The organism is Pseudoclavibacter sp. Marseille-Q434, from assembly GCF_050315415.1.
Classification (GTDB): Bacteria; Actinomycetota; Actinomycetes; order Actinomycetales; family Microbacteriaceae; genus Pseudoclavibacter.
The window spans coordinates 72945-96856 of record NZ_JBNPQH010000001.1; the positions used below are offsets into that span (position 1 = coordinate 72945).

Sequence of the window (23912 nt, forward strand, 5' to 3'; positions counted from 1 at the left end):
CGCGTGAACGCGCCAAGCCAGCACAAATGTCCCCTCGTCATCGGCCACCGCGGTGCCCCCGCGTACCGGCCGGAGCACACGGCCGAGGGGTACCTCCTCGCCGTGCGGCAGGGCGCTGATGCGCTCGAGCCGGATGTCGTCCCGACTCGCGACGGCGTGCTCCTGATCCGCCACGAGCCCATGCTCGGGGCGAGCACCGACATCGCCGCACGCCCAACCGAGTTCGGGCACGCTCGCACCCGCTCGACACCGGACGGGTCGCTCACCGACTGGTTTGCGCACGACTTCACGTGGGAACAGCTCGGGCCGCTGCGGGCGGTCGAGCGCATCCCCCACATCCGCCCCGCCAACGCCGTCTGCGACGGGACGTCAGCGCTGATGCGGCTTCGCGAGCTCGTCGAGCTGGTGGAGCACGAGCGGACCGCGGCGGGAGCACGGCCACGCCTGGTGATCGAGCTCAAGCACGCGAGCTGGTTCCGCGAGCTCGGGTTCGATCTGGCTGCGCTGCTCGAACGCGAGCTGGCCGGGCTGTGGGGTTCACCCGCGCTCGAGGGACTCGTCATCGAGAGCTTCGAGGGCGAGGTGCTGCGCGACCTTCGGCGGCGAGGCATCGCGGTGGACGCATCGCTGGTCTACCTGATCGACGACGAGGGGGCCCCGCACGATCGGCTCGCGCGGGACGGCTCCCGCGCGCAGAGCTACGCCAGCGACCTGACGGGGCCGGGGCTGGATGCGGTTGCGGGGTGGGCGGACGGTATCAGCCTCAGCCACCTGCTGCTCGGGGTCCGCGACGAGGCCAGCGCCGCGCATCCCCAGGCGGGCCGGAGGCTCGTCGAGCGAGCTCACGCCCGCGGCCTCGCGGTGTACACGTGGACCCTGCGTCCGGAGGACGCGTTCCTGCCGACGGCGTTCGAGGGGCGCCCAGAGGCGTACTGGCGGGGCATCCTGCGCACGGGTGTCGACGGCGTCTTCGCGGATGCGCCCGACCGCGTCCGCGCGCTCGTCGATGCGCAGACGCGGCGCACGGAGCGCACGGAGCGCTCGGACCCGGCCGCCCGGACGAGACATGCGAGAGATGCAGGTTCCCGCGACCGAGAACCTGCATCTCTCGCACCTCTCTGCTCGAGCGAGGAGCGAGCGGGCGCTGACTGCGCCTAGGCGACCTGCGCGGAGACGCGGTCGAGCGTCCGCAGCTCGTCGTCGGTGAGCGCGAGCGTGAACGCGTCCGTGATGAGCGGCAGCTGCTCAGCGGTGCGGGCGCTGGCGATAGGGGACACGACGCCGGGCTGAGCTGCGAGCCAGGCGAGCGCGACCGTTCCCGGCTGGGTGCCGTGGGCCTGCGCGATGTCCGCAACCGCATCCACGATCGCGTAGCCGCGATCGGTGCGGTACTGCTCCACGGAGCTCGCACGGGCCGAGTCGACCTCGACGTCCTTGCGGTACTTCCCGGTCAGGAAGCCGTGCGCAAGCGCGAAGTACGGGACGACCCCGAGGCCCGCCTCGCGGGCGAGCGGCAGGAGCTCGCCCTCGATGTCGCGCTCGAGGAGGTTGTACTCGGGTTGCAGCGCAGTGGGCTGGTGCAGTCGGTGGCTCTCGACGGCGGAGAGCCACTCGCGCAGACGGGTCGGCGAGTAGTTGGAGACGCCGATGGCCTTGATCTTGCCGGCATCGACGAGTTCGGAGAAGACCCCCGCCGTCTCGGCGATGGGCGTCTCCGGGTCGTCCCGGTGCGCGTAGTAGAGGTCGATCTGCTCGACGCCGAGGCGCTTGAGGCTGTCGTCGACCGCTGCACGCACGTTGTCGGCGCTGAGTCCGGGCCGCTTGGCGAACTGGGCGACCTTGGTCGCGATGACCAGATCCTCCGGACGCCCGCGCGAGCGGAGCCATTCGCCGATGATCGTCTCGGACTCGGCCCCCGAATTGCCGGGGATCCAGGCCGAGTAGACGTCGGCGGTGTCGATGAAGTTGCCACCGGCCTCGACATAGCCGTCGAGGATCGCGAACGACGCGTCGCGGTCGGCGGTCCAGCCGAACACGTTGCCGCCGAGCGCGACGGGGGAGACGGAGAGCGTGCCGCCGAGCGCGCGGCGGGCGGGGGAGAGCTGCGTGGTCAAGGTGATTCCCTTCCGCGGCCCACGCGATGTCGGTGGCCGCACCTACAATCAACGAGTCATGACGCTACTGCCACCAGTCTTCGATCCCTCTGAAAACGACCTCCTTGACGGACTCAATCCGCAACAGAAGGAAGCCGTCACCTACCGCGGCCCCGCGCTGCTCATCGTGGCGGGTGCGGGCTCCGGCAAGACGCGGGTGCTCACCCACCGCATCGCCGGCCTCATCGCATCCCGTGAGGCGTGGCCGAGCCAGATCCTCGCGATCACCTTCACCAACAAGGCCGCCGCCGAGATGCGCGAGCGCATCCAGCACATCGTGGGCGGTGCTGCGGATGGCATGTGGATCTCGACGTTCCACTCGGCCTGCGTGCGCATCCTGCGCCGCGAGGCAGATAAGTTCGGCTTCACCACGAGCTTCACCATCTACGACTCCGCCGACTCGAAGGCGCTCATCAAGCGCATCGTGAAGTCGCTCGAGGCTGATGTGCTTGGCTTCACGGTCTCGAGCGTCCAGTCGCGCATCTCGAAGCTCAAGAACGAGCTCACCGACGTCGACGGGTTCGCCCGCCAGGCCAACATGAGCGACCCCCGCGACGCCATGTTCCTCGACATCTACCGGCAGTACACGCAGTCGCTGCGCCGCGCCAACGCCTTCGACTTCGACGACCTCATCTCGCAGACGGTGTGGATGCTGCGCGCCTTCCCCGACGTCGCGGCGCAGTACCAGCGTCGGTTCCGCCACGTGCTCGTCGACGAGTACCAGGACACGAACCACGCCCAGTACTCGCTCATCCGGGAGCTCACGAGGCCCGTCGAGCCGCAGCACGTGCCGCTCGACACCCGGATGGAGCTCGACGAGCGCGGCGGCATCCCCGGCGCATCGCTCACGGTCGTCGGCGACTCCGATCAGTCGATCTACGCCTTCCGCGGTGCCGACATCCGCAACATCAGCGAGTTCGAGCGCGACTTCTCGAACGCCAAGGTCGTGCTGCTCGAGCAGAACTACCGCTCGACGCAGAACATCCTCTCGGCAGCCAACGCCGTCATCCGCAACAACTTCGATCGCGTCGACAAGAAGCTCTGGTCCGACGGCGGCGAGGGCGCGAAGATCGTCGGCTTCACCGGGTTCTCGGCGCATGACGAGGCGCAGTTCGTGGCCGATGAGATCCACAAGCTCCGCGACGCCGGCCAGAGCTACAACGACATGGCCGTCTTCTATCGCACCAACGCGCAGACGCGTGCGCTGGAGGAGATCTTCATCCGCTCCGCCGTGCCGTACCGCCTCGTGGGCGGCACGAAGTTCTACGAGCGCGCCGAGATCAAGGACCTCATCGCGTACCTGACCGCCCTCGTCAACCCGGCGGACGAGCTGTCGACGCGACGCATCCTCAACTCCCCGAAGCGCTCGATCGGCCCAGCCACCGAGACGGCGATCTGGGACTTCGCGAACAGGTACGGCATCACCTTCCGCGACGCCATGCGGCGTGCCGGCGAGCTCGGGCTCGGTCCGAAGGTCACCGGTGCGATCGCGCAGCTCGCGAAGCTGCTCGACGACGCGACGGCCGGCCTCGACATCGACTCGCCGACGGGACGCAAGACCGTGAGCCAGACGCTCAAGACGATCGTCAAGGGCACCGGCTACCTCGAGAAGCTGCTCCAGACCGGCAACCCGCAGGACGAGGCGCGTGCCGAGAACGTCGAAGAGCTCATCTCGGTCGCAGCCGAGTTCGACAAGAACAACGCTGGCGGCTCGGTCATCGACTTCCTCACCGACGTCGCGCTCGTCGCAGCCGCAGACGACCTCATCGACGAGTCAGGCGCGGTTGTGCTGATGACGCTCCACACCGCGAAGGGGCTCGAGTACGACTCGGTCTTCATCACGGGTGTCGAGGAGGAGCTGCTGCCGCACCGCATCGCCGCCGACGAGCCGGGCGGCCCCGCGGAAGAGCGACGCCTGTTCTACGTCGGCATCACGCGCGCCCGCAAGCGCCTCCACCTCTCGCTGGCGATGATGCGCTCGCAGTTCGGCGAGACCGCCGCCTCGCTCCCGAGTCGCTACCTGCAGGAGATTCCCGAGGAGCTCATCGAGTGGCGGGTCTCGCCCGGTGCCGCAGGCGGCCGTGGCGGCTACGAGCAGCGATCGGTCACCTCAGCACGCAAGCCGCTCGGCAGCGAAGGCTACGGAACGGCGGGCGGCTACGGCAGGAGCTCCTCCGACGCGGGCAGCGCCGGCTTCTCCAGCGCGGTCCGCTTCCGAGACTCGGATGCGGGTCGCGAGACGGCCCCCAAGGCGAAACCGAAGCAGAAGTGGATCAACGAGGTCACGGGACAGATGCGCGACAACAGCGGCATGGAGCTCGTCGCCGGCGATCGCATCTCGCACGTCGACTTCGGCGAGGGCACGGTGCGCGCGATCCTCGGCAGCGAGGCGAAGCGGATCGCGGAGGTCGACTTCGACAGTGCCGGGCGCAAGAAGTTGCTCGTGAAGCTCGCGCCGATCGAGAAGCTGACCAACTGAGGCGCGCGCGGGCACTAGGCTGGACGACGGACGTGTTTAGCCGGGCGGCGGGCACACACTGCCTGCCGGCGATGCGGTCCGCTCTGCAAATTCTGAAGGCTCGAGCGCGAGAATCCGAAGGCTCGGGCGAACGAACGCGACGACGCGTCGCGGATGGGATGAAACGTGGATCTCTTTGAGTACCAGGCGCGAGATGTATTCGACGCCCACGGTGTTCCAGTTCTCCAGGGACTCGTGGCCTACACGCCCGAGGAGGCGAAGGCCGCAGCCGAGAAGATCGGCGGCGTGACCGTCGTCAAGGCGCAGGTCAAGGTCGGCGGTCGAGGCAAGGCCGGCGGCGTCAAGCTCGCGAAGACCCCAGATGAGGCGTTCACCGCTGCGGAGGCCATCCTCGGCCTCGACATCAAGGGCCACATCGTCGAGAAGGTCATGATCGCGCAGGGTGCGGACATCGACCAGGAGTTCTACTTCTCCGTGCTCCTCGACCGTGCCAACCGCTCCTACCTCGCCATGGCGAGCGTTGAAGGCGGTATGGAGATCGAGCAGCTCGCTGTCGAGAAGCCTGAGGCCCTCGCGCGCATCGCCGTCGACCCCATCCGCGGCATCGACGCAGCCAAGGCGGAAGAGATCGCGCGCGCCGCGAACTTCCCAGAAGAGCTCGTCGCGAAGGTCGCCGACGTCTTCGTCAAGCTCTACGAGGTGTACAACCAGGAAGACGCGACGCTCGTCGAGGTCAACCCGCTGGTGCTCACCAAGGGCGGCGACATCGTCGCACTCGACGGCAAGGTCACGATCGACGAGAACGCTGAGTTCCGTCACGCCGACCACGTCGCGCTCGCCGAGGCGGCAGGCGGACTCGACCCGCTCGAGGTCAAGGCCAAGGCGCACGACCTCAACTACGTGAAGCTCGACGGCTCCGTCGGCATCATCGGAAACGGCGCAGGCCTCGTCATGTCGACGCTCGATGTCGTCGCTGGCGCAGGCGAGAAGCACGGCGGACAGAAGCCCGCCAACTTCCTGGACATCGGAGGCGGAGCATCCGCTGAGGTCATGGCCGCCGGTCTCGACGTCATCCTCGGTGACGAGCAGGTCAAGTCGGTCTTCGTGAACGTCTTCGGCGGCATCACGTCGTGCGACGCGGTCGCCAACGGCATCGTGGGCGCCCTCAACACGCTCGGCGACGCAGCCACCAAGCAGATCGTCGTCCGCATCGACGGCAACAACGTCGAGGAGGGCCGTCGCATCCTCGCCGAGGCGAACCACCCCCTCGTGACCGTCGTCGCCACCATGGACGAGGCAGCCGACAAGGCCGCCGAACTCGCCGCCCGCGCCTGAGTCGCCAGAAGAAAAGCAGAGAAGGAACAACAATGTCGATCTTCCTCGACGAGAACTCCAAGATCATCGTTCAGGGCATCACCGGCTCGGAGGGCTCCAAGCACGCCACGCGCATGCTCGAAGCCGGCTCCAACATCGTCGGCGGCACCAACCCTCGCAAGGCCGGGCAGACGCTCGAGCTCGCGGGCAAGGAACTCCCCATCTTCGGCACCGTGAAGGAGGCCATCGAGGCCACCGGCGCGAACGTCACCGTCATCTTCGTGCCGCCGGCCTTCGCCAAGGACGCCATCATCGAAGCCATCGACGCGGAGATCCCGCTGGCCGTGGCCATCACCGAGGGCATCCCGGTCAAGGACTCGTCCGAGGCCTGGTCGCACGCGCAGAGCGTCGGCAAGACCCGCCTCATCGGCCCGAACTGCCCCGGCATCATCTCGCCGGAGAAGTCGCTCGCCGGCATCACGCCCGCGAACATCACCGGTGCTGGCCCCATCGGCCTCGTCTCGAAGTCGGGCACGCTCACGTACCAGATGATGTACGAGCTCCGCGACCTCGGCATCTCGACCGCCATCGGCATCGGTGGCGACCCCGTCATCGGCACGACGCACATCGACGCCCTCGAGGCGTTCGAGGCTGACCCCGACACGAAGGCGATCGTCATGATCGGCGAGATCGGCGGCGACGCCGAAGAGCGTGCGGCCGAGTACATCAAGGCACACGTGACCAAGCCCGTCGTCGGCTACGTCGCAGGCTTCACGGCCCCCGAGGGCAAGACCATGGGCCACGCCGGCGCCATCGTCACCGGCTCCGCGGGAACCGCGCAGGCGAAGAAGGAGGCCCTCGAGGCCGCTGGCGTTCGCGTGGGCACGACGCCCACCGAGACGGCCAACCTCCTCCGCGAGGTCTACGCAGCGCTCTAGCGAGCGGCCGGGCGCCGCGAGGCGCCTCGCAACCAGCGCAGAGCATCGGCTCTGCACACAACGAAGTGGGCTGCAGTCCGTGGAAACACGGGCTGCAGCCCATTCGTCTCACCGCGACTCGACGCCCCCGCGTCGCGTCGCGCGCTTGAAGTTCCGCCGGATTCACGCCGACGGGCCAGGATTCGAGACAGGATGCACGTGTCACGACCAGAGTCGGCCCCCGCACGACCGCACGGTCACGCCGGCGCGCATCCGGGCGGGCGTCCCGGGGCGCGCCCCGGCCCCGCGCCCGCTGGGCGCCCGGCCGGACCCGCCGGAGTCGCCGGAGGGCATCGTGGCGACGGGTCGACTGGCCGCCCCGGCGGCCACCCGGGCGCCGCATCCGTCCCGCTCGACCCGCGGGTCGTCGCGGCGACCCCGAGGCACCGCATCGCCGGGCCGCTGGCGATCGGCTGGCTGCAGGCCCTCGCGCTCGCCTTCACGTTGCTGCTCGTCGGGGGAGTGCTCGACGGTGTCCTGAACCACGAGTCCCCGAGCCGCGGCACCGTCGCGCTGCTCGTGGTCCTGGTCCTCATCGCCTCCGCCGTGACGGCGGCCTCGACGATGCTCGTCCAGCGCAGCAAGAGCGCAACCGAACGCGCGCTCCGCCGCCTCCTCGTCGGCCAGTTCTTCACCATCGGGCCCCTCGCGCTCGGTCGGGAGCGCACAGGCTCGCTCGTCAGCCGCGCCACCGCATCCGTCGAACGCGCGGCCGCCTACCGCGCCGGCTTCCTCGGCCCCATCATCGCGTCGCTCACGACGCCACTCCTCGTCCTCGCGGTCATCGCCACCGCGATCGACCCGGTCACGGCCGGGCTGCTCCTTCTGCTCGTTCCGCTCATCCCGCTCATCATCGTCGGCGTGCAGCGCGCGTTCCGCTCCTCGACCGGCGCCTATCGGCGCAGCGCGGGGCAGCTCTCCGCGGCATTCCTGAGCGCCATCCAGGGGCTCACCACGCTCACGCTCAACCGCGCCGCGACGCGCACGGGGGACGAGCTCCGGGTCCGCGGCGAGCAGAACAGGCGCAACGTCATGCGGCTGCTCGCTGGCAACCAGGTGCTGATCCTGGCCGTCGACGCCGTGTTCTCGCTCGCCATGATCACGGGCGCCGCCGCGCTCGCCGTGTGGCGCCTCGGCGACGGCGCGATCACGCCTGGGCAGGCAGTCGCGATCGTGCTGCTGTCGACCTTGCTGACGGGCCCGGTCGACATCGTCGGCCAGTTCTTCTACATCGGCATGACCGGACGAGGCGCGGAGCGCGAGCTGAGCGCGGCCATCGCGGCGCGGCCGAGCCGAGACGCGGGCGGCCAAGCGACGGATGCAGCCGCGGCCGCAGCTGTGCACGCCGCCCTGGAACTCCGGGGCGTCACCGCAGGCTACGACCGGGCGCCGAACATCCTCAGCGACTACTCGCTCCGCGTCGAGGCCGGTGAGCGGGTCGTCATCACCGGGCCGAGCGGTTCGGGCAAGTCGACGCTGCTGACCCTCGCCCAGGGGCTGCTCGCGCCTCGCGAAGGGACAGTGCTCATCGGGGGAGCGCTCGCAGGAAGCTCAGACGCGCGAGCCGAACTCGCCGTCGTCGAGCAGAGCACGTTCCTCTTCACGGGCTCCGTCGCAGAGAACCTGCGGGTCGCGAAGCCGGACGCAAGCGACGACGAGCTGTGGGCCGCACTCGACGCGGCCGAGCTGCGCGACGACCTCGAGCGTGCGCCGGACGGGCTCGCGACGCAGGTCGGCGAGAGCGGACTCGCCATCTCGGGTGGCCAGGCGCAGCGTGTCGCAATCGCGCGGGCGTTCCTCCGCGATGCGAGTGTGCTGCTGCTGGACGAGCCGACGGCGCAGGTCGACCTGCGCTCCGAGCGCCTCATCACACGTGCCCTCGCACGGCTGGCCGAGGGGCGGACCGTGGTCATGGTCTCTCACCGGCCGACGAGCATCCTGGCCGCCGACCGCGTCATCAGCCTCGGCGCCGCCCGCTCCGAGCGCCGCGAAACTGCCAGCGGGCCCTCGCACTCCCGCGGGGTTGCGGATGAACCGTCGGCTCCCGGACAGCACGGCTCCAAGACCGCCAGCGGAACGGGGGAGCACCGATGAGCACCCTGACCACTCCAGCGACGCAGCAGCGCGAGCCGGCGCCGCCGAGCCGGCCCCAGCTGGTCGCCTGGCTCCTGCGCCAGACGGCGCCGCTGCTGTGGCCGCTCGCCCTGGCGACCGTGCTGCGAGTCGTCGGCCAGCTGGCCGGCATAGCGATCCTCGTCGTCGCGGTGCTCGGGGTCTCCGGCCAGCTCTCGCTCTCCGCCACCGTCGTGACGATGGTCGTCCTCGCGCTGGCGAAGGCGGTGCTGCGGTACCTCGAACAGTTCAGCGGGCATTTCGTCGCGTTCGCGGCGCTCGCTCGACTCCGCGACCTCTTCTACGCCCGCCTCGCGCCGCAGGCTCCCGCGGCCACAGAGGGGGCGGGCAGCGGCGAGCTGAGCGAGCGCGCCACCCGCGACATCGACCGCGTCGAGGTCTTCTTCGCGCACACGGCGCCGCCGGCTCTCTCTGCGGTGCTGGTGCCCGCCATCGCGCTCGCCTGGCTCGGCGGTACGCAGGACGTGATCCTCGCATCTGCCATCGCGCCATTCGTCATCCTCGTCGTGCTGGTCGTCCCAGCGCTCGGCGGCGGGGCGAGCTGGCGGGCATCGCGAGACGCGGTCGCGGCGAAGGGAGCCGTCGCGCAGCACGTCAGCGACTCGGTGCAAGGGGTCCGCGAGGTGCTCGCCTTCGAGCACACCGCAGCACGCCTCGATGACATGGACGCACGGAGCGAGTCCGGCGCTCGGTCATCGCTGCTCGCTGCCCGGATCTCCGCGGTCCGAGGTGCGCTCGTGCTGCTGCTCCAGTGGGGGTCGGTGCTGGCGGCACTCCTCGTCGGAAGCGCGGGCGTTGCGGCCGATGAGCTGACCTGGTCCCAGCTGCTCGTCGCCCTCGCCGTCGCCATCGGCCTCTTCGTGCCGACCCGCGCCGTGGAGAGCTTCGTGACCGACCTCAACGCGTCGTTCGCTAGCGCCGCGCGCCTCTACGAGGTCATCGAGCGGCCGCCGATCGTGACGGATGCACTCGCGCAGCCCGGTGGAGCCGGCCAGGCCGATTCCGCTCGGCGGGAGCACCGCGAGCATCCCGTGGCGCTCGCCTTCAATGGAGTCACGTTCGCGTATCCGGAGGGAGTCGGCTCGAATTCGGAAGCCCACGCCGCCCCCAGTCGGGTCGTCCTCGACGATGTCACCTTCGACCTGCGCACCGGGGAGCACCTGACTGTCGTCGGCCCCTCCGGAAGCGGCAAGTCGACGATCGCCTCCCTCGCCCTGCGATTCTGGGACCCACTCGGAGGGGTGGTCTCGCTCCGTCGCGACGCCGACGTCGCGCCAGAGCCGCTGCAGCACATCACGCTCGACGAACTGCGAACCCGTACGGCCCTCGTCCCGCAGCGTCCCTACCTGAGCGACGGCACGGTCGGCCAGAATGTGTCGCTCGCGAAGCCCGACGCGAGCGACGAGGAGATCCTCACCGCGCTGCGCGTCGCAGCACTCGACGAGTGGGTGCTGCAGCAGCCGAAGGGTCTCGACACCCCCGTCAGGGAACGCGGCGGCGGGCTCTCCGGCGGACAACGCCAGCGCGTCGCGATCGCGCGAGCCGTGCTGGCCGACCCGCAGCTGCTGGTGCTCGATGAGGCGACCAGCGCGCTCGATGCGGCCACCGAGCAGACCGTCCGTGATCGCCTCGCCGCGTGGGCCGCTGGACGTAGCATCCTCGAGATCAGCCACCGCATCGACACGCTCGGCGACACCGACCGGGTGCTCGTCCTCGACGCTGGCCGCATCGTCGAGGTCGGCTCGCCCGAGCGGTTGCGCCACGCGGGCGGCCCGTTCCAGCAGCTCCTCGAGCGCTGAGCAGCCGCGGCGGCATCGGCAGCTGCACCCCGTCTGCACGCCACTTCGCCGCTCCGCACGCCGCGCGCGCCCACGGGTCGCCGCTTGTCAGCCGCCCGCAGGATCGCCGCCGCGGGCCTGGCCAACTTGCGTGATGGATGGCGCCGTTGGGGCGTCTTCGCTCGCCCGCGGGTTGAGCGATCCCGGAAGTTGGTCAGGCCAAGGCCGAGGCCGAGGCCGAGTCCGAGTCGGAGTCGGAGTCGGAGTCCGAGGCGGAGTCGAGGGCCTCGTCGGCCTGCTCTCGCAGCTCGAGCGCGATGAAGGCACCGATCATGGCGCGGTAGGTGGCCTCGACGACGTCGGGTGACGCGTCGGCCGACTCGGCAAGCGAGCGCACCTTGGAGATGACCTGCTCCACACGCGCCGGAGCGCGAACGGCGCCCTGCCCTTGCCCTCGTTTCGCGACGGCTGCACGCTCCACCCACCGCTGCCGCTGGCCGATGAGGGCGACGATCTGCGCGTCGAGGGAGTCGATCGCCGCGCGGATGCCGGTCATGTCCTGCGGGCCTGTTGATCCAGTCATTCCGGCAGGTTAGCGGCTATCGTCGGGGTGCTATGCCTCGCCCGATCACGTACTTGTACTCGGCCGTCGACGCGCTTGTCGCGGCCGCGGTCGGCCTCGGCGTCCCGCTGATCGCGGTCGTCGCGGTGCAGTTGGCGACGGCTGGCTTCGGCAGTGATTTCCTGGCTGGGTTCCAGTACGCGGCCGCCGTCTGGGCGCTCTCGCTCGGCGGCTTCGTGAACGCTGCGATCGACCCGAGCTCAGGCCTCCTGCCTGCTGGCAGCGAAGCGATTGCCTTCACGTTGCGGGTCATGCCGCTCGGCCTGACGCTCATCACCGTGTGGCTGGCTCGCGTGACGGGCGTGCGCATCCGTGCCGGTTCCGACATGGTCTGGCCGGGCCTGCTCTTCACGACCGCCGTCTTCTCAGCCTGCGCGGCCGGCGTCTCCATTGCGGCCACCGGTCGTGGCATCGACATCGGCGTCTGGCAGACCACGATCGTGGGCGCAGTCATCTTCCTCGGCTCCGCGTTCATCGGAGCCAGGGCCTGGCAGGTCGCCCCCATCGAAGCCGCCGTCTCGAGCCTTGAAACGCGCGGCCGCGCGCTCCTCACACAGGGTCTCCGGGCCGCCGGCATCATGATCACGGGCGTGCTTGGTGCTGGTGCGGTGCTCCTCGTCATCGCCGTGGTGGTGGGCCTCGCGAGCATCCTGGCCCTGTTCCAATCGCTGCCGCTCGACGTGACCAGTGCGATCGTCGTGGGCCTGAGCCAGCTCGTGATCGCCGTCAACGGCGTCGTCTGGTCTGCGGCGTGGATGCTCGGCACCGGTTTCGCGCTCGGCACCGGCTCGAGTGTCACCCCGACCGAGACCCTGGTCGGCCCGATGCCGGTCGTGCCGCTCCTCGGTGCGATCTCCGCCTCGCCGCCGCTGCTCGCGATCTCCGTCATCGCGGTCCCCGTGCTCGTCGGCCTCGCGGCGATGGTCGGCGTACGGATGCACGCGCCAGCTGGTGCCGCGCGCGGGGTGTGGTCGCGCATCTCGGTCGCGCTTGTCGCCGCCGGTGTCGCCGCTGTCGCTATCGGGGTCCTGGCGCTCGCCGCGGGGGGCTCCGCCGGCCCCGGGCGGCTCGCCGACGTCGGGCCATTCCCGCTCCTCACTGGTGCGAGCGCCTTCGGGACGCTTGCGCTTGGCGCGCTGGTCGGCGCGCTCGTGCCGCTCTCCACCGAGGAGTTCGACGACGACGCGGATGAGTCCGACCGCCGCCGCGATGCGCGGGAGAACGACGAGCCGGTGGACGCGACGTCGACGGCGAAGGCAACAGCAAAGACGAAGGCAGGGTCAAGGACAGCGAGTTCTCGCGCCAGTGCGAACGCCGCGAAGCGAGATGCGCCTGCAGGCGCATCGACTGCGCCGGCTTCGTCCGGGAAGGGCGCGGGCGCCGCGGCCAAGTCGTCGGCCGCGAAGCGTCGCTCGTCAAGGGACAGCGCCGACGAGCGTCCGTGGGTGGCTGACGCCGTCTCGAAGCGCTTCGAGGACCCGGGCGAGTCCGAGAAGAAGCCGGGGACCGCGCTCGAGGTGCGGGCCGACGACCCGCCGGCGGAACGCCAGACGTCGGAGATCCGTCGCGCGAAGCGGCTCAAGGTCGAGAACCCGCGCTACGACGACGAGCCCGACATCTACGCCGATATCGACATCGACGACTGACGAGCCCCGACCTGCGACGACTCTCGGGATGACGGGAATGTCCACTCGACTAGACTGACCCGGTGCTCAAGGTCGTTGTCCTCATCTCCGGCGCTGGTTCGAACCTGCGTGCGCTGCTCGAGGCACTCCAGGCATCTGCCGCTTCCGCTTCGCCCATCGGGGCCGAGGTCGTCGCGATCGGCGCGGACACGCAGGCCGCTGGCCTCGCGCTCGCGGAGGAGTTCCGCATCCCGTCGTTCGTCGTGCGGCCGAAGGACTTCGCCGACAGGGCGGCCTGGGGTGAGGAACTGCTGGCGCAGATACAGCGATTCGAACCCGACCTGACGCTGCTCTCCGGGTTCATGCGCCTCGTGCCGCCTGCCGTGGTGGATGCGCTCGCCCCGCGCCTGCTGAACACCCACCCCGCGTACCTGCCCGAGTTCCCCGGTGCCCACGCCGTGCGCGATGCGCTCGAGGCCGGCGTCGCCGAGACGGGCGCCTCCATCATCGTCGTCGACAACGGTGTCGACACCGGACCGATCATCGATCGCGTCCGCATCCCCGTGCTCCCCGGTGACACCGAGGAGCTGCTTCACGACCGCATCAAGGTCGTGGAGCGCCGTCTGCTGGAAGACACCGTCAGAGGCGTCGCCTCCGGCGAAATCGCACTCGAGGAAAGAGCCACCGCATGAGCACCCCCGCCTCCCACGGACCTTCCCACGGGTCGCTGACGACCCTCGAGCGCATCGAGCCGAAGCGCGCGCTCGTCTCCGTGAGCGACAAGAGCGGCCTCACCGAGCTCGCGGCTGGCCTGAAGGCCGCCGGGGTCGAGATCGTCTCGACGGGGTCGACCGCGAAGACAATCCGTGAGGCCGGCTTCGACGTCACCGACGTGCAGCAGGTGACGGGGTTCCCCGAATCGCTGGACGGCCGCGTGAAGACCTTGCACCCCGGGGTGCACGCCGGCATCCTCGCCGACCGCCGCATCGACGACCACGTCCGCCAGCTCGAGGAGCTCGGCATCGCCCCGTTCGAGCTCATCGTCGTCAACCTGTACCCGTTCGTGGAGACGGTGGCGTCAGGGGCGGATGCGCCCGCGATCATCGAGCAGATCGACATCGGCGGGCCAGCGCTCGTGCGCGCGTCGGCGAAGAACTTCGCGAACGCCACGATCGTCACGTCTCCTGGGGACTACGCCAAGGTGCTCGAGGAGATCCAGGGCGGCGGCGTCACGCTGTCGACGCGTCGCGCGCTCGCGGCGGCCGCGTTCCAGCACACCTCGAGCTACGACCAGGCGGTCGGCGCATGGTTCGTCTCCCACATCGCAGAGGTCGGGGGAGTAGAGGCCGGGGACGGATCGATGCTGGCCACCGCCTCGGACACGCTTCCGGATTCGTTCACGCTCCAGGGCACGCAGCTCGCGACGCTGCGGTACGGCGAGAACTCGCACCAGGTCGCTGCCGTCTACGGCCGCGCCGACGGTCGGGGAATCGCCCAGGCTGAGCAGCTCCACGGCAAGGAGATGTCGTACAACAACTTCGTCGACGCGGATGCGGCGCTTCGCGCGGCGTTCGATCACGCGGCGCCAGCCGTCGCCATCATCAAGCACGCCAACCCCTGCGGCATCGCCGTGGCACCGGAAGGGCTCGCACCCGCTGAGGCAATCGCCGAGGCACACCGTCGCGCCCACGCCTGCGACCCGGTCAGCGCGTATGGCGGCGTGGTCGCTGCGAACCGCGAGGTGTCGCTCGAGATGGCGCAGACGCTCTCCAAGATCTTCACCGAGGTCGTCATCGCTCCGAGCTTCGCGCCGGAGGCGCTCGAGGTGCTGAGCGCGAAGAAGAACATCCGTCTCCTGCAGCTCCCGGCGAACCCCGCCCTCGAGGAGCGCGAGGTGCGTCAGATCTCCGGCGGCTTCCTCGTGCAGAGCGCAGATCGCTTCGAGCCGAACGCGTCGCTCATCGAGGGATGGACGCTCGTGGCGGGTGCGCCTGCCGCAGGTCAGGCCGTCGAGGACCTCGAGTTCGCGTGGCGAGCATGCCGCGCCGTGAAGTCGAACGCGATCCTCCTTGCCTCAGACGGAGCCTCCGTGGGTGTCGGGATGGGCCAGGTCAACCGCGTCGACTCCTGCCACCTCGCCGTCTCGCGCGCGGGGGAGCGCGCCGCCGGATCCGTCGCGGCGTCCGACGCGTTCTTCCCCTTCGCGGACGGCCTCGAAGTGCTGCTTGAAGCTGGCGTGAGCGCCGTCGTCCAGCCGGGTGGGTCCATCCGCGACGAGGAGGTCATCGCCGCCGCAGAGAAGGCAGGCGTCACGATGTACTTCACGGGCGAGCGCCACTTCTTCCACTGACCCGCGCCGATCTGCGTGTCGCGCAGGTCCGCCCGAACCCGCATCCGACTTCCACGAGAGCAGCAATTGAGCACCAACACCTCCCAACCCGTCACCCGCGTGAGCGAGCTCGACGGCGGAACACGCTTCAACGCGGCGCTCGTGAGCGCCATGGGGGTTGCACTGGCGACGCTCCTCACCTGCCTGGTCGTGATGAACGAGCGCGACCTGACCCTCGTCCTCTCGCCGTTCACCACCCTGAGCAACACGTTCGACTTCTACTCGCTGCCGGTGCTGGTTCTGCTGTTCCTCGTCACGCTCGTCGGCTGGCTCGGCTGGCTCAGGAACTGGTGGATCGCCGCGATCGCCGGGTTCGTGCTGGCGCTGATCGCTGGCACGGTCGGGTACGTCGTGCGGCTCGCGACGGGCGGTGCCGACTTCACTGGCGAGACCTGGTCGGCGATCTTCATGGAGTTCTTCGGACTCAACTTCGTGTTCCTCGTGTCCGCCACGGTGTACACGGCCATCATCGGGCCCGCCCTGTTCCGTCGGCAGGTCGCCGACATGCTCCGGGATGTGTCCGGGCGGGTCGCGCACGCCGGGGAGCTCCGACGGTTCTCCGAGTCGAACAGCAAGCTCGCGCTCGTGCGCATCCCCGCCGCGAACCCGCAGGACGCCCAGGTCACGTTCCAGGAGCGAGCCGAGGTCGATCGGGATCGCGCCAACGAGCAGTGGGAGTCCTATGTGGCGCTGCTCGATGAGCACGGTTGGGAGACGCGCGAGGTCCCTGCGGCCGAGACCATGCCGGATTCGGTCTTCACCGAGGACCAGGTGATCGTGCTAGGTGAGGTCGCGATTCTGGGTCGCAGCGGTGCGGCGTCCCGGCGCGCCGAGCTGCCCGGCGTGCGCGCGGCGCTCGCCGAGACCGAGCTCGTCACGATGGAGATCGAGGCCCCGGCGACGTTGGATGGCGGCGACGTGCTCCTGGCTGGCGACACGGTCTATGTGGGTGCCTCCACGCGCACCAACGCGGAGGGCATCCGCGCGCTCCGCGAGATCGCGCTCGACCTCGGCTACCGGGTCGTCGCGGTGCCCATCAGGGGTGCCCTGCACCTGAAGACCGTCGCGACGGCGCTGCCGGACGGCACCGTCATCGCGTGGACACCGGCCCTCGAGCAGCCGTCGCTCTTCGGCGGCTACATCGAGGCACCAGAGTTGCTGGGAGCCAGCGTCCTGCCGCTCGACTCCGAGACCGTTCTCGTGTCAGCGGCGGCCCCGGCGACCGCGAAGCTCGTGAAGCGCCTCGGCTACAGTGTCGTGTCCCTCGACATCTCGGAGTTCGAGAAGCTCGAGGGCGGCGTCACCTGCCTCTCGGCCCGCGCCTACTAGGCGGAAGCCGAGGGCGGCGGCACAGCTCGAGCTCGCGTCAGCGAATCACGGCATCGGCCCGCGTCACAGCGAGCCGGTGCCGTGGTCGTTGAGCACGCGCTCACCGATCGTCTCGCCGTACTGCGTCTCACCCGTGACGACGAAGCCCAGGCTCCGGAAGAAATCTCCCGGCCCCAGGTCGCCCTCTTCCCAGATGGTCGTCACCTTGTCGAACCCGCGGCGTGCGGCCTCGTCGAGGATCGCCGTGACGGCGAACGACCCGACGCCGCGGCGCTGGAAGTCCGCGTCGACGTTCATGCGCATGATCGTGGCCCTGAACAGCTCGTCGGGGGCGTCCTCATCGAAGTTCGCCATGATGAAGCCCACGACCCGACCGTCGAGCACCACGACCCTCGGCCACGACGTCGTCTGGTTGACGTAGGCCTCCGAGATCGAGTGCGAGACGGGCGCGACGAACGCCTCCTGGCCTGGTTTCAGCGTGAGCGTGTTGGCGGCGACGATGTTGTCGGCGGACAGCTCTTCGATATACAGCTCGCTCATGGATGCAGAGTAGCGGTCCGTCTGAGTATTTCTCCGAATGCGTCCCCGGTAGGCTGGAGGCAAACCGCGCGCAGAAGGAGGACTTTATGGCGAAGATCAAGGTCGAAGGAACGGTTGTCGAGCTCGACGGCGACGAGATGACCCGCATCATCTGGCAGAAGATCAAAGACACGCTCATCCACCCGTACCTCGACGTGAACCTCGAGTACTACGACCTGGGCATCGAGAAGCGCGACGAGACCGACGACCAGATCACGGTCGACGCGGCTCACGCGATCCAGAAGCATGGCGTCGGCATCAAGTGCGCGACGATCACTCCAGACGAGGCACGCGTCGAGGAGTTCGGCCTCAAGCAGATGTGGCGCTCCCCGAACGGCACCATCCGCAACATCCTGGGCGGCGTCATCTTCCGTGAGCCCATCATCATCTCGAACATCCCACGCCTCGTGCCGGGCTGGAACAAGCCCATCATCGTCGGCCGGCACGCATTCGGCGACCAGTACCGGGCTACCGACTTCCGCTTCGCCGGCGAGGGCAAGCTCACGGTCGAGTTCACGCCGGACGACGGCTCCGAGCCGCAGAAGTTCGAGGTCTTCCACTCGCCGGGCGACGGAATCGCCCAGGTGCAGTACAACCTCGACGCGTCGATCACCGACTTCGCTCGCGCGTCGCTCAACTACGGACTCACGCGCGGCTACCCAGTGTACCTGTCGACGAAGAACACGATCCTGAAGAAGTACGACGGTCGCTTCAAGGACATCTTCCAGGAGATCTTCGAGGCCGAGTTCAAGGACAAGTTCGAGGCTGCCGGCATCACGTACGAGCACCGCCTCATCGACGACATGGTCGCGGCGTCGCTCAAGTGGGAGGGCGGCTACGTCTGGGCCTGCAAGAACTACGACGGCGACGTGCAGTCGGACACCGTCGCGCAGGGCTTCGGCTCGCTCGGGCTCATGACGAGCGTGCTCACGACGCCCGACGGCAAGGTCGTCGAGGCTGAGGCCGCGCACGGCACGGTCACGCGCCACTACCGTCAGCACCAGCAGGGCAAGCCGACGTCGACGAACCCGATCGCTTCGATCTACGCCTGGACGCGCGGCCTCGCGCACCGCGGCAAGCTCGACGGCAACCAGGACCTCATCGACTTCACGCAGGCCCTCGAAGAGGTGGTCATCGAGACCGTCGAGTCCGGCAAGATGACGAAGGACCTCGCCGCGCTCGTCGGTGAGGGAACCCCGTACCAGACGACCGACGACTTCATGAACTCGATCGCCGAGAACCTCGCCGCACGAGTGTCCGCGTAGGCGACACCACTGCTCAGGGGCTCTCGCCTCACAAGCCCCGCATCCTGCTTCGGCAGGGTGCGGGGCTTCTGCATGCGGCCGGCTCCTGGCCTGCGGAGAATAGGGTGGATGCATGAGCACCTCGCCAGTCCGCATCACCGTCACGGGAGCAGCAGGCAACATCGGCTACTCGCTCCTCTTCCGCATCGCATCCGGCTCCATGCTCGGCGATACCCCGGTCGAGCTGCGGCTCCTGGAGATCCCGCAGGCCGTCAAGGCCGCCGAGGGAACGGCGATGGAGCTCGCGGACGGCGCCTTCCCGCTGCTCCGTTCCGTGGACGTCTTCGACGACGCCGATGCGGCCTTCGACGGCACGAGCATCGCGCTGCTCGTCGGCTCCATGCCGAGGCGCGACGGCATGGACCGCGCCGACCTGCTCGAGGCGAACGGCGGCATCTTCGCGCCCCAGGGGCGCGCGATCGGCGAGCATGCCGCTGACGACATCCGCGTGCTCGTCGTCGGAAACCCGGCCAACACGAACGCCTTGATCGCGCGCGCGGCAGCCCCCGACGTGCCGGGGGAGCGGTTCACGGCCATGATGCGCCTCGACCACAACCGCGCCATCGCGCAGCTCGCGGCCAAGGCAGGCGCTGGCGCCGGAGAGGTGTCGCGCATCCACGTCTGGGGCAACCACTCGAACACGCAGGTGCCGGATGTCGACCACGGCACGATCGGCGGCGTCCCGATTCGTGAGCGCATCGCCGATGACGCGTGGATCGACGGCGACTTCACCACGACCGTCGCGACGCGCGGAGCCGCCATCATCGCGGCCCGCGGGGCGTCCTCCGCCGCGTCTGCGGCCTCGGCCGCGGTCGATCACGTGCGCAACTGGGTGCTCGGCACACCGGAGGGGGACTGGACGACGGCGGCCCTGCCGTCGGAGGGCCACTACGGGATCCCCGAGGGGCTCGTCGCCGGAGTGCCGGTCATCTCGCGTGGCGGCCAGTGGGAGGTGGTGCAGGGCCTCGAGGTCAGCGAGCTGACGCGGACGCGCCTCGCCGCGACCGTCGCGGACCTCGAAGCGGAACGCGATAGCGTTGTCCGTCTGGGATTCGTTCCGTCGACCTCCTGAAGTGAGAAGAGCAGCAATGACCAATGCCGAACCGGACGTCCTCGCACTGGAGGTGCTGATCCGTCGTGACGGCGTCGGCGAGATCCGGGAAGGCGGCGCTGTCGAGCGCATCATCGCGGCCGACGCGGACGAGCTTCGCTCAGAGATCATGACGCGCGTCGTCGATCGCGCGACGCGCGAGGAGATCGTGATCGACCTCCGCACGATCGACATCGACGGCGTCTTCCCCCTCCGGGTGTCGCCAGATGGAAGCCTCGTCGAGACGGGCGACGTCGGCGAGCTCGCACCAGGCGACGACCAGCTGACCGACCGGCTCGCGCACGCCGAGCCAGCGGAGTCGGGCATTTCGACTGAGCCGGCCGTCGACGGCGGCTACGAGGCCTCGACAGGCGCGAACAGCGATGGCTTCCTCCCGCAGGGCAACGTGCACGAGACCGTGCGCATCCCTCGAGTCGAGATGATGCACCATGCGCTCGACCACGAGTCCGACGACGATGGCGTCATCCCCGGCCCGCCGCAGGGACAGGCAGCCGGGCCAGCCCCCGCGCCGGAGCTCCACGACGAACGCCACGACGCGACGCAGGGCGCGCCCGTGCCACAGGCGGAGACCCCACCCGTGTGGTTCGAGGACCGGATCGACGAAGACGGCCTCGAGGACACCCAGCCGTGGCAGCCGCGCTTCCCCCGCGACGCCCGCGCGCAGCGCGACCTCGACGAGGTCGAGAATGTCGAGACGGGACCGCGCGACATCATCCGACCCGGCCTGCCGCCCAGACCGACGAACACCGCACCGGTCGCCGCATCCGCCTCGGCAGGCACCGTGTCGAAGGCCGCATCCAGCACCGCCCCGGAGCGGCGCAAGAGCGACACCTCCGCGCCGACCCTCGCCGACCTCCTCGCCGACAAGCAGGCGGCGCCCGAAGCGCCCGCCCAGCAGGGATGGCGCAGCGCGCTGCGCGTCGGCACCGGAGGGCTCATCAAGCTCGGCCCGGGCGAAGCTGAGCGCATCAAGCGGGACGAGATCCGTCGAGTGCAGCGCCAGTTCGACGGATCAAGGACCGTCGTCGTCATGAACCCCAAGGGCGGCGCCCACAAGACCACGGCCACGCTCATGATCGCCGCCACGTTCGGTGAGATCCGCGGCGGCTACACGCTCGCCTGGGACAACAACGAGACGCGCGGCACCCTCGGGTGGCGCTCGCACCCAGGCAGCCACCGCAACACGGCCGTCGACTTCCTCAGGCAGCTGCCACGCTTCGAGGTCTCCGGAGGCGCGACCATCGCCGACGTCGACCGCTTCGTACGACCCCAGGGCGACGCCCAGTTCGACGTGCTCGCCTCCGACGACGACGCGGCCTCGGCCGCCATCATCGACGCAGAGGCGTTCTCGCGCATGCACCGCACCCTCAGCCGCTTCTACCGCGTGCTCGTCGTCGACACCGGCAACAACATGCGCGCCAGCAACTGGGAGGCCGCCCTCGACGTCGCCGACCAGCTCGTGATCGTCTCCACCGCGCGCGAGGACACCGCCGCATCCGCAGCATGGCTCGCCGACGGCCTCCGAGAGCGGGGCTTCGGGGACAAGCTCGAGAACGCGGTCACGATCCTCTCGAGCCCCTCCGCGAAGGAGGACCAGGCGCTCACCGTCCGTCTGCGTCACCACTTCGAACGGCTCACCCGCGCCGTCGTTGAGGTACCGTACGACCAGGCTTTCGTCGGCGGCGGTGAGCTGAGCGTGTCCAGTCTCAAGCCCGCGACGCGCGACGCGTGGCGCACCGCGACCGCCGCCATCGCGGAACGCCTCTGACCGAATCCCAGACCTAGGAACCCAGTGCTCACGATCACCCACACCTCCCGTGCTGCCAGCCCGGAGGAGATGGACGACATCCAGACCGGTCTCAACGACCGCTACGGAGTCGTCCTCTCGTCCGGCGTCGAGTACCCGGGCAGGTACACGCGATGGGACATCGGGTTCATCGATCCTCCGCTCATGATCGAGGGGCGAGGCTTCGCCCTGCGGATGCGCGCCCTCAACGAGCGCGGCAGCATCCCGCTGAAAGCCTTCACCGAGGCGTTCGAGCGCCTGGATGGCGTCACGGTGCGGGTGCTCGCCGACGGCGAGGTCGAGATCGACGTGACCTCGCAGCGCGACGAGATCATCCCGGAAGAGCAGCGCACGCGGAGGCGTTCCAGCTTCAGCGTGCTGCGAGCCATCATCGAGACCATGCCGGACGATGCGCCCCACCTCGGCCTCTACGGCTCGTTCGGCTACGACCTCGTGCGGCAGATCGAGGCCCTCGACGCCCCGAACGGCGGCGACCAGCGCGACCTCGTCGTGTTCCTTCCCGACTCCGTGCTCGCCGTCGACCGCCAGCGCGGCGACGCCACGCGCCACGACTTCGAGTTCTCCGACGGCATCACCTCGACCGAGGGCATGCCACGCACCCAGGTGCCGAGCCCCTTCGTCGCACCCGCAGCATCCGCGCAGTCATCGCGCGACCACGAGCCAGGCGAGTACGCTGCCCTCGTCGAGTCGGCCAAGGCCTCCTTCGCCCGCGGCGACCTGTTCGAGGTCGTGCCCGGTCAGGCCTTCCGACGCCCCGTCCGCACCACCCCAGCCGACGTCTTCGCCTACCTGAAGCGCAACAACCCGGCACCGTACGGCGCGCTCATGAACCTCGGCGGGCAGGAGTTCCTCGTGAGCGCCAGCCCCGAGATGTTCGTCCGCGTCGCGGGCAGCCGCGTCGAGACCGTGCCCATCTCCGGCACCATCGCCCGCGGGGCCGACGCGATCGAAGACGCCGACCGCATCCTCGAGCTCCTCAACAGCGACAAGGACCGCTCCGAGCTCACCATGTGCACCGACGTGGACCGCAACGACAAGTCGCGCGTCTGCGAGCCCGAGTCGATCAAGATCATCGGCCGACGCCAGGTCGAGCTGTACTCGAAGGTCATCCACACGGTCGACCATGTCGAGGGGCGACTGCGCCCCGAGTTCGACGGGCTGGATGCGTTCGCGACCCACATGTGGGCCGTCACCGTCACCGGGGCCCCGAAGATCTGGGCCATGCGCTTCATCGACGAGCACGAACGCAGCCCGCGCACCTGGTACGGCGGGGCCATCGGCGTGCTGCACGCCAACGGCGACGTCAACACCGGGCTGACGATCCGCACCGCCATGATTCGCGACGGCATCGCCGAGGTCCGCGCCGGCGGCACGCTGCTCATGGACTCGACCCCAGCCGCCGAAGAGCTCGAGACCGAGATGAAGGCCTCCGCGCTCCTCGAGGCGCTCGACGCCGCCGCCGAGTCCGCATCCCCCGAGGTCGCCGCCGAGCCGGCGCCTTCCTTGAGCGGCCGCGGTCACCGCATCCTCTTCCTCGACCACGAGGACTCGTTCGTGCAGATGCTGGCCGGCTATATGCGCGAGACCGGCGCAGAAGTGCGCACCGTGCGCATCCCCAAGGGCGGCATCGAGCGCGAGGAGATGGCCCGCATCCTGGACGAGCAGCAGCCATCGCTTGTCGTCATGTCGCCCGGGCCCGGCGCGCCGAGCGACTTCAAGTCGTCCGAGCTGCTCGACGAGATCGTCGACCGTTCGCTTCCCATCTTCGGCGTCTGCCTCGGGCAGCAGGCCATCGGGGAGTACTTCGGCGCATCCCTCGGCCAGCTCGGGTACCCGCTGCACGGGCAGGAGCGGGAGGTCGTCGTGACCAACCCGGGATTCCTGGACGCCCTGCCGGAGCGCTTCGTCACGGGCCGGTACCACTCGCTGCACATCGACCCCGCGACGATGCCGGAGAGCCTCGTGCTCGTCGCATCCGACGACGACGGCATCCCGATGGCGATCCAGCACCGAGACCTGCCGATCTTCGCTGTCCAGTTCCACCCGGAATCGCTCATGACGCTCCGCGACTCCGCCGGAAAGCGCATCATCGAGGCCGTCATGGAGCGCATTCCCGCGCGGGTGCCTGCGGCGTGAGCCACGTCCGTCATAGCGCGTGGCCGACTTCCGTGATGGACGGGAAGATCTGGCGTGCTGACGGGCGTCGGGAGCGTTTTCGTCACGCAAGTCGGTCAGGGCAAGCGTCAGGCACGGATGCCGGGCGCCGTCACGGGTGCCGTGGGCGTCAAGAGGCCGTGGGCGGAAGCGCCGCG

17 protein-coding genes are annotated in these 23912 nt (G+C 69.5%); 14 read left to right on the plus strand and 3 right to left on the minus strand.

Annotation, left to right across the window (positions count from 1 at the left end; all coding sequences use genetic code 11):
- The first annotated feature begins 3 nt into the window (after positions 1-3).
- Positions 4-1158 carry a glycerophosphodiester phosphodiesterase family protein gene (locus tag ACQFZP_RS00395; RefSeq protein ID WP_211889980.1) on the plus strand — a complete coding sequence of 385 codons (1155 nt, stop codon included), beginning with the start codon at positions 4-6 and terminating at the stop codon, positions 1156-1158.
- On the opposite strand, the gene ACQFZP_RS00400 is transcribed toward ACQFZP_RS00395, so the two are convergent.
- On the minus strand, positions 1155-2114 hold the full coding sequence (locus ACQFZP_RS00400) for an aldo/keto reductase (protein WP_179556270.1): 960 nt from the start codon (positions 2112-2114) through the stop codon (positions 1155-1157). The two genes, ACQFZP_RS00395 and ACQFZP_RS00400, sit on opposite strands and share 4 nt — an antisense overlap.
- Positions 2115-2172: 58 nt before the next feature.
- On the opposite strand from ACQFZP_RS00400, the gene ACQFZP_RS00405 reads away from it, so the two are divergent.
- From ACQFZP_RS00405 to ACQFZP_RS00425, 5 genes are all read left to right on the plus strand, one after another.
- Positions 2173-4632, plus strand: a complete 2460-nt coding sequence (locus ACQFZP_RS00405; RefSeq protein ID WP_104312775.1) for an ATP-dependent helicase — start codon at positions 2173-2175, stop codon at positions 4630-4632.
- Positions 4633-4797: 165 nt separating this feature from the next.
- Positions 4798-5967, plus strand: a complete 1170-nt coding sequence (gene sucC, locus ACQFZP_RS00410) for an ADP-forming succinate--CoA ligase subunit beta (protein ID WP_104312680.1) — start codon at positions 4798-4800, stop codon at positions 5965-5967.
- Between the two features lie 32 nt (positions 5968-5999).
- The gene (gene sucD, locus ACQFZP_RS00415) at positions 6000-6884 is read left to right on the plus strand and encodes a succinate--CoA ligase subunit alpha (RefSeq protein ID WP_068479974.1); all 885 of its coding nucleotides are present in this window, start codon (positions 6000-6002) and stop codon (positions 6882-6884) included.
- 198 nt (positions 6885-7082) lie between these two features.
- Positions 7083-9017 carry an ABC transporter ATP-binding protein/permease gene (locus ACQFZP_RS00420; RefSeq protein WP_211889981.1) on the plus strand — a complete coding sequence of 645 codons (1935 nt, stop codon included), beginning with the start codon at positions 7083-7085 and terminating at the stop codon, positions 9015-9017.
- A complete protein-coding gene (locus ACQFZP_RS00425; RefSeq protein WP_211889982.1) occupies positions 9014-10855 on the plus strand; it encodes an ABC transporter ATP-binding protein in 1842 nt (613 codons plus the stop codon). Before ACQFZP_RS00420 ends, ACQFZP_RS00425 begins: the two co-directional genes overlap by 4 nt.
- Before the next feature lie 193 nt (positions 10856-11048).
- Here ACQFZP_RS00425 and ACQFZP_RS00430 read toward each other — a convergent pair whose 3' ends face one another.
- Positions 11049-11417 carry a chorismate mutase gene (locus ACQFZP_RS00430; RefSeq protein ID WP_211889983.1) on the minus strand — a complete coding sequence of 123 codons (369 nt, stop codon included), beginning with the start codon at positions 11415-11417 and terminating at the stop codon, positions 11049-11051.
- A 32-nt stretch (positions 11418-11449) separates the two neighbouring features.
- Here ACQFZP_RS00430 and ACQFZP_RS00435 point away from each other — a divergent pair, with 32 nt between their 5' ends.
- The 4 genes from ACQFZP_RS00435 (at position 11450) to ACQFZP_RS00450 (ending at position 16799) form a co-directional block, all read left to right on the plus strand.
- Positions 11450-13102: a cell division protein PerM gene (locus ACQFZP_RS00435; RefSeq protein WP_211889984.1), complete on the plus strand. Its 1653-nt coding sequence runs from the start codon at positions 11450-11452 to the stop codon at positions 13100-13102.
- Positions 13103-13164: 62 nt separating this feature from the next.
- Entirely contained in the window at positions 13165-13773 is a 609-nt protein-coding gene (gene purN / locus ACQFZP_RS00440) for a phosphoribosylglycinamide formyltransferase (protein WP_104312675.1), read from the plus strand.
- Positions 13770-15431 (plus strand): bifunctional phosphoribosylaminoimidazolecarboxamide formyltransferase/IMP cyclohydrolase, encoded by a 1662-nt coding sequence (gene purH / locus ACQFZP_RS00445; RefSeq protein WP_211889985.1) that lies wholly within the window; start codon positions 13770-13772, stop codon positions 15429-15431. Before purN ends, purH begins: the two co-directional genes overlap by 4 nt.
- A 66-nt stretch (positions 15432-15497) precedes the next feature.
- Entirely contained in the window at positions 15498-16799 is a 1302-nt protein-coding gene (locus ACQFZP_RS00450) for a dimethylarginine dimethylaminohydrolase family protein (RefSeq protein WP_249311975.1), read from the plus strand.
- A gap of 63 nt (positions 16800-16862) precedes the next feature.
- Here ACQFZP_RS00450 and ACQFZP_RS00455 read toward each other — a convergent pair whose 3' ends face one another.
- Positions 16863-17339 (minus strand): GNAT family N-acetyltransferase, encoded by a 477-nt coding sequence (locus ACQFZP_RS00455; RefSeq protein WP_104312673.1) that lies wholly within the window; start codon positions 17337-17339, stop codon positions 16863-16865.
- Positions 17340-17425: 86 nt separating this feature from the next.
- Here ACQFZP_RS00455 and ACQFZP_RS00460 point away from each other — a divergent pair, with 86 nt between their 5' ends.
- From ACQFZP_RS00460 to ACQFZP_RS00475, 4 genes are all read left to right on the plus strand, one after another.
- Positions 17426-18643 (plus strand): NADP-dependent isocitrate dehydrogenase, encoded by a 1218-nt coding sequence (locus ACQFZP_RS00460; RefSeq protein WP_104312672.1) that lies wholly within the window; start codon positions 17426-17428, stop codon positions 18641-18643.
- A 112-nt stretch (positions 18644-18755) separates the two neighbouring features.
- Positions 18756-19754: a malate dehydrogenase gene (locus ACQFZP_RS00465; RefSeq protein ID WP_211889986.1), complete on the plus strand. Its 999-nt coding sequence runs from the start codon at positions 18756-18758 to the stop codon at positions 19752-19754.
- 16 nt (positions 19755-19770) lie between these two features.
- Complete coding sequence (locus ACQFZP_RS00470) at positions 19771-21561, plus strand: MinD/ParA family ATP-binding protein (RefSeq protein WP_211889987.1); 1791 nt, start codon at positions 19771-19773, stop codon at positions 21559-21561.
- A gap of 24 nt (positions 21562-21585) precedes the next feature.
- Positions 21586-23736, plus strand: a complete 2151-nt coding sequence (locus ACQFZP_RS00475) for an anthranilate synthase component I (protein ID WP_307852709.1) — start codon at positions 21586-21588, stop codon at positions 23734-23736.
- Positions 23737-23912: the final 176 nt, after the last annotated feature.

What these genes read in the sequence shown, in the direction of transcription:
- ACQFZP_RS00405 (WP_104312775.1), top strand. Translation starts at nt 2,173, where the DNA reads ATGACGCTACTGCCACCAGTCTTCGATCCCTCTGAAAACGACCTCCTT.
- sucD (WP_068479974.1), top strand. Translation starts at nt 6,000, where the DNA reads ATGTCGATCTTCCTCGACGAGAACTCCAAGATCATCGTTCAGGGCATC.
- ACQFZP_RS00425 (WP_211889982.1), top strand. Translation starts at nt 9,014, where the DNA reads ATGAGCACCCTGACCACTCCAGCGACGCAGCAGCGCGAGCCGGCGCCG.
- ACQFZP_RS00430 (WP_211889983.1), bottom strand. Translation starts at nt 11,417, where the DNA reads ATGACTGGATCAACAGGCCCGCAGGACATGACCGGCATCCGCGCGGCG.
- ACQFZP_RS00435 (WP_211889984.1), top strand. Translation starts at nt 11,450, where the DNA reads ATGCCTCGCCCGATCACGTACTTGTACTCGGCCGTCGACGCGCTTGTC.
- purH (WP_211889985.1), top strand. Translation starts at nt 13,770, where the DNA reads ATGAGCACCCCCGCCTCCCACGGACCTTCCCACGGGTCGCTGACGACC.
- ACQFZP_RS00455 (WP_104312673.1), bottom strand. Translation starts at nt 17,339, where the DNA reads ATGAGCGAGCTGTATATCGAAGAGCTGTCCGCCGACAACATCGTCGCC.
- ACQFZP_RS00460 (WP_104312672.1), top strand. Translation starts at nt 17,426, where the DNA reads ATGGCGAAGATCAAGGTCGAAGGAACGGTTGTCGAGCTCGACGGCGAC.
- ACQFZP_RS00465 (WP_211889986.1), top strand. Translation starts at nt 18,756, where the DNA reads ATGAGCACCTCGCCAGTCCGCATCACCGTCACGGGAGCAGCAGGCAAC.
- ACQFZP_RS00470 (WP_211889987.1), top strand. Translation starts at nt 19,771, where the DNA reads ATGACCAATGCCGAACCGGACGTCCTCGCACTGGAGGTGCTGATCCGT.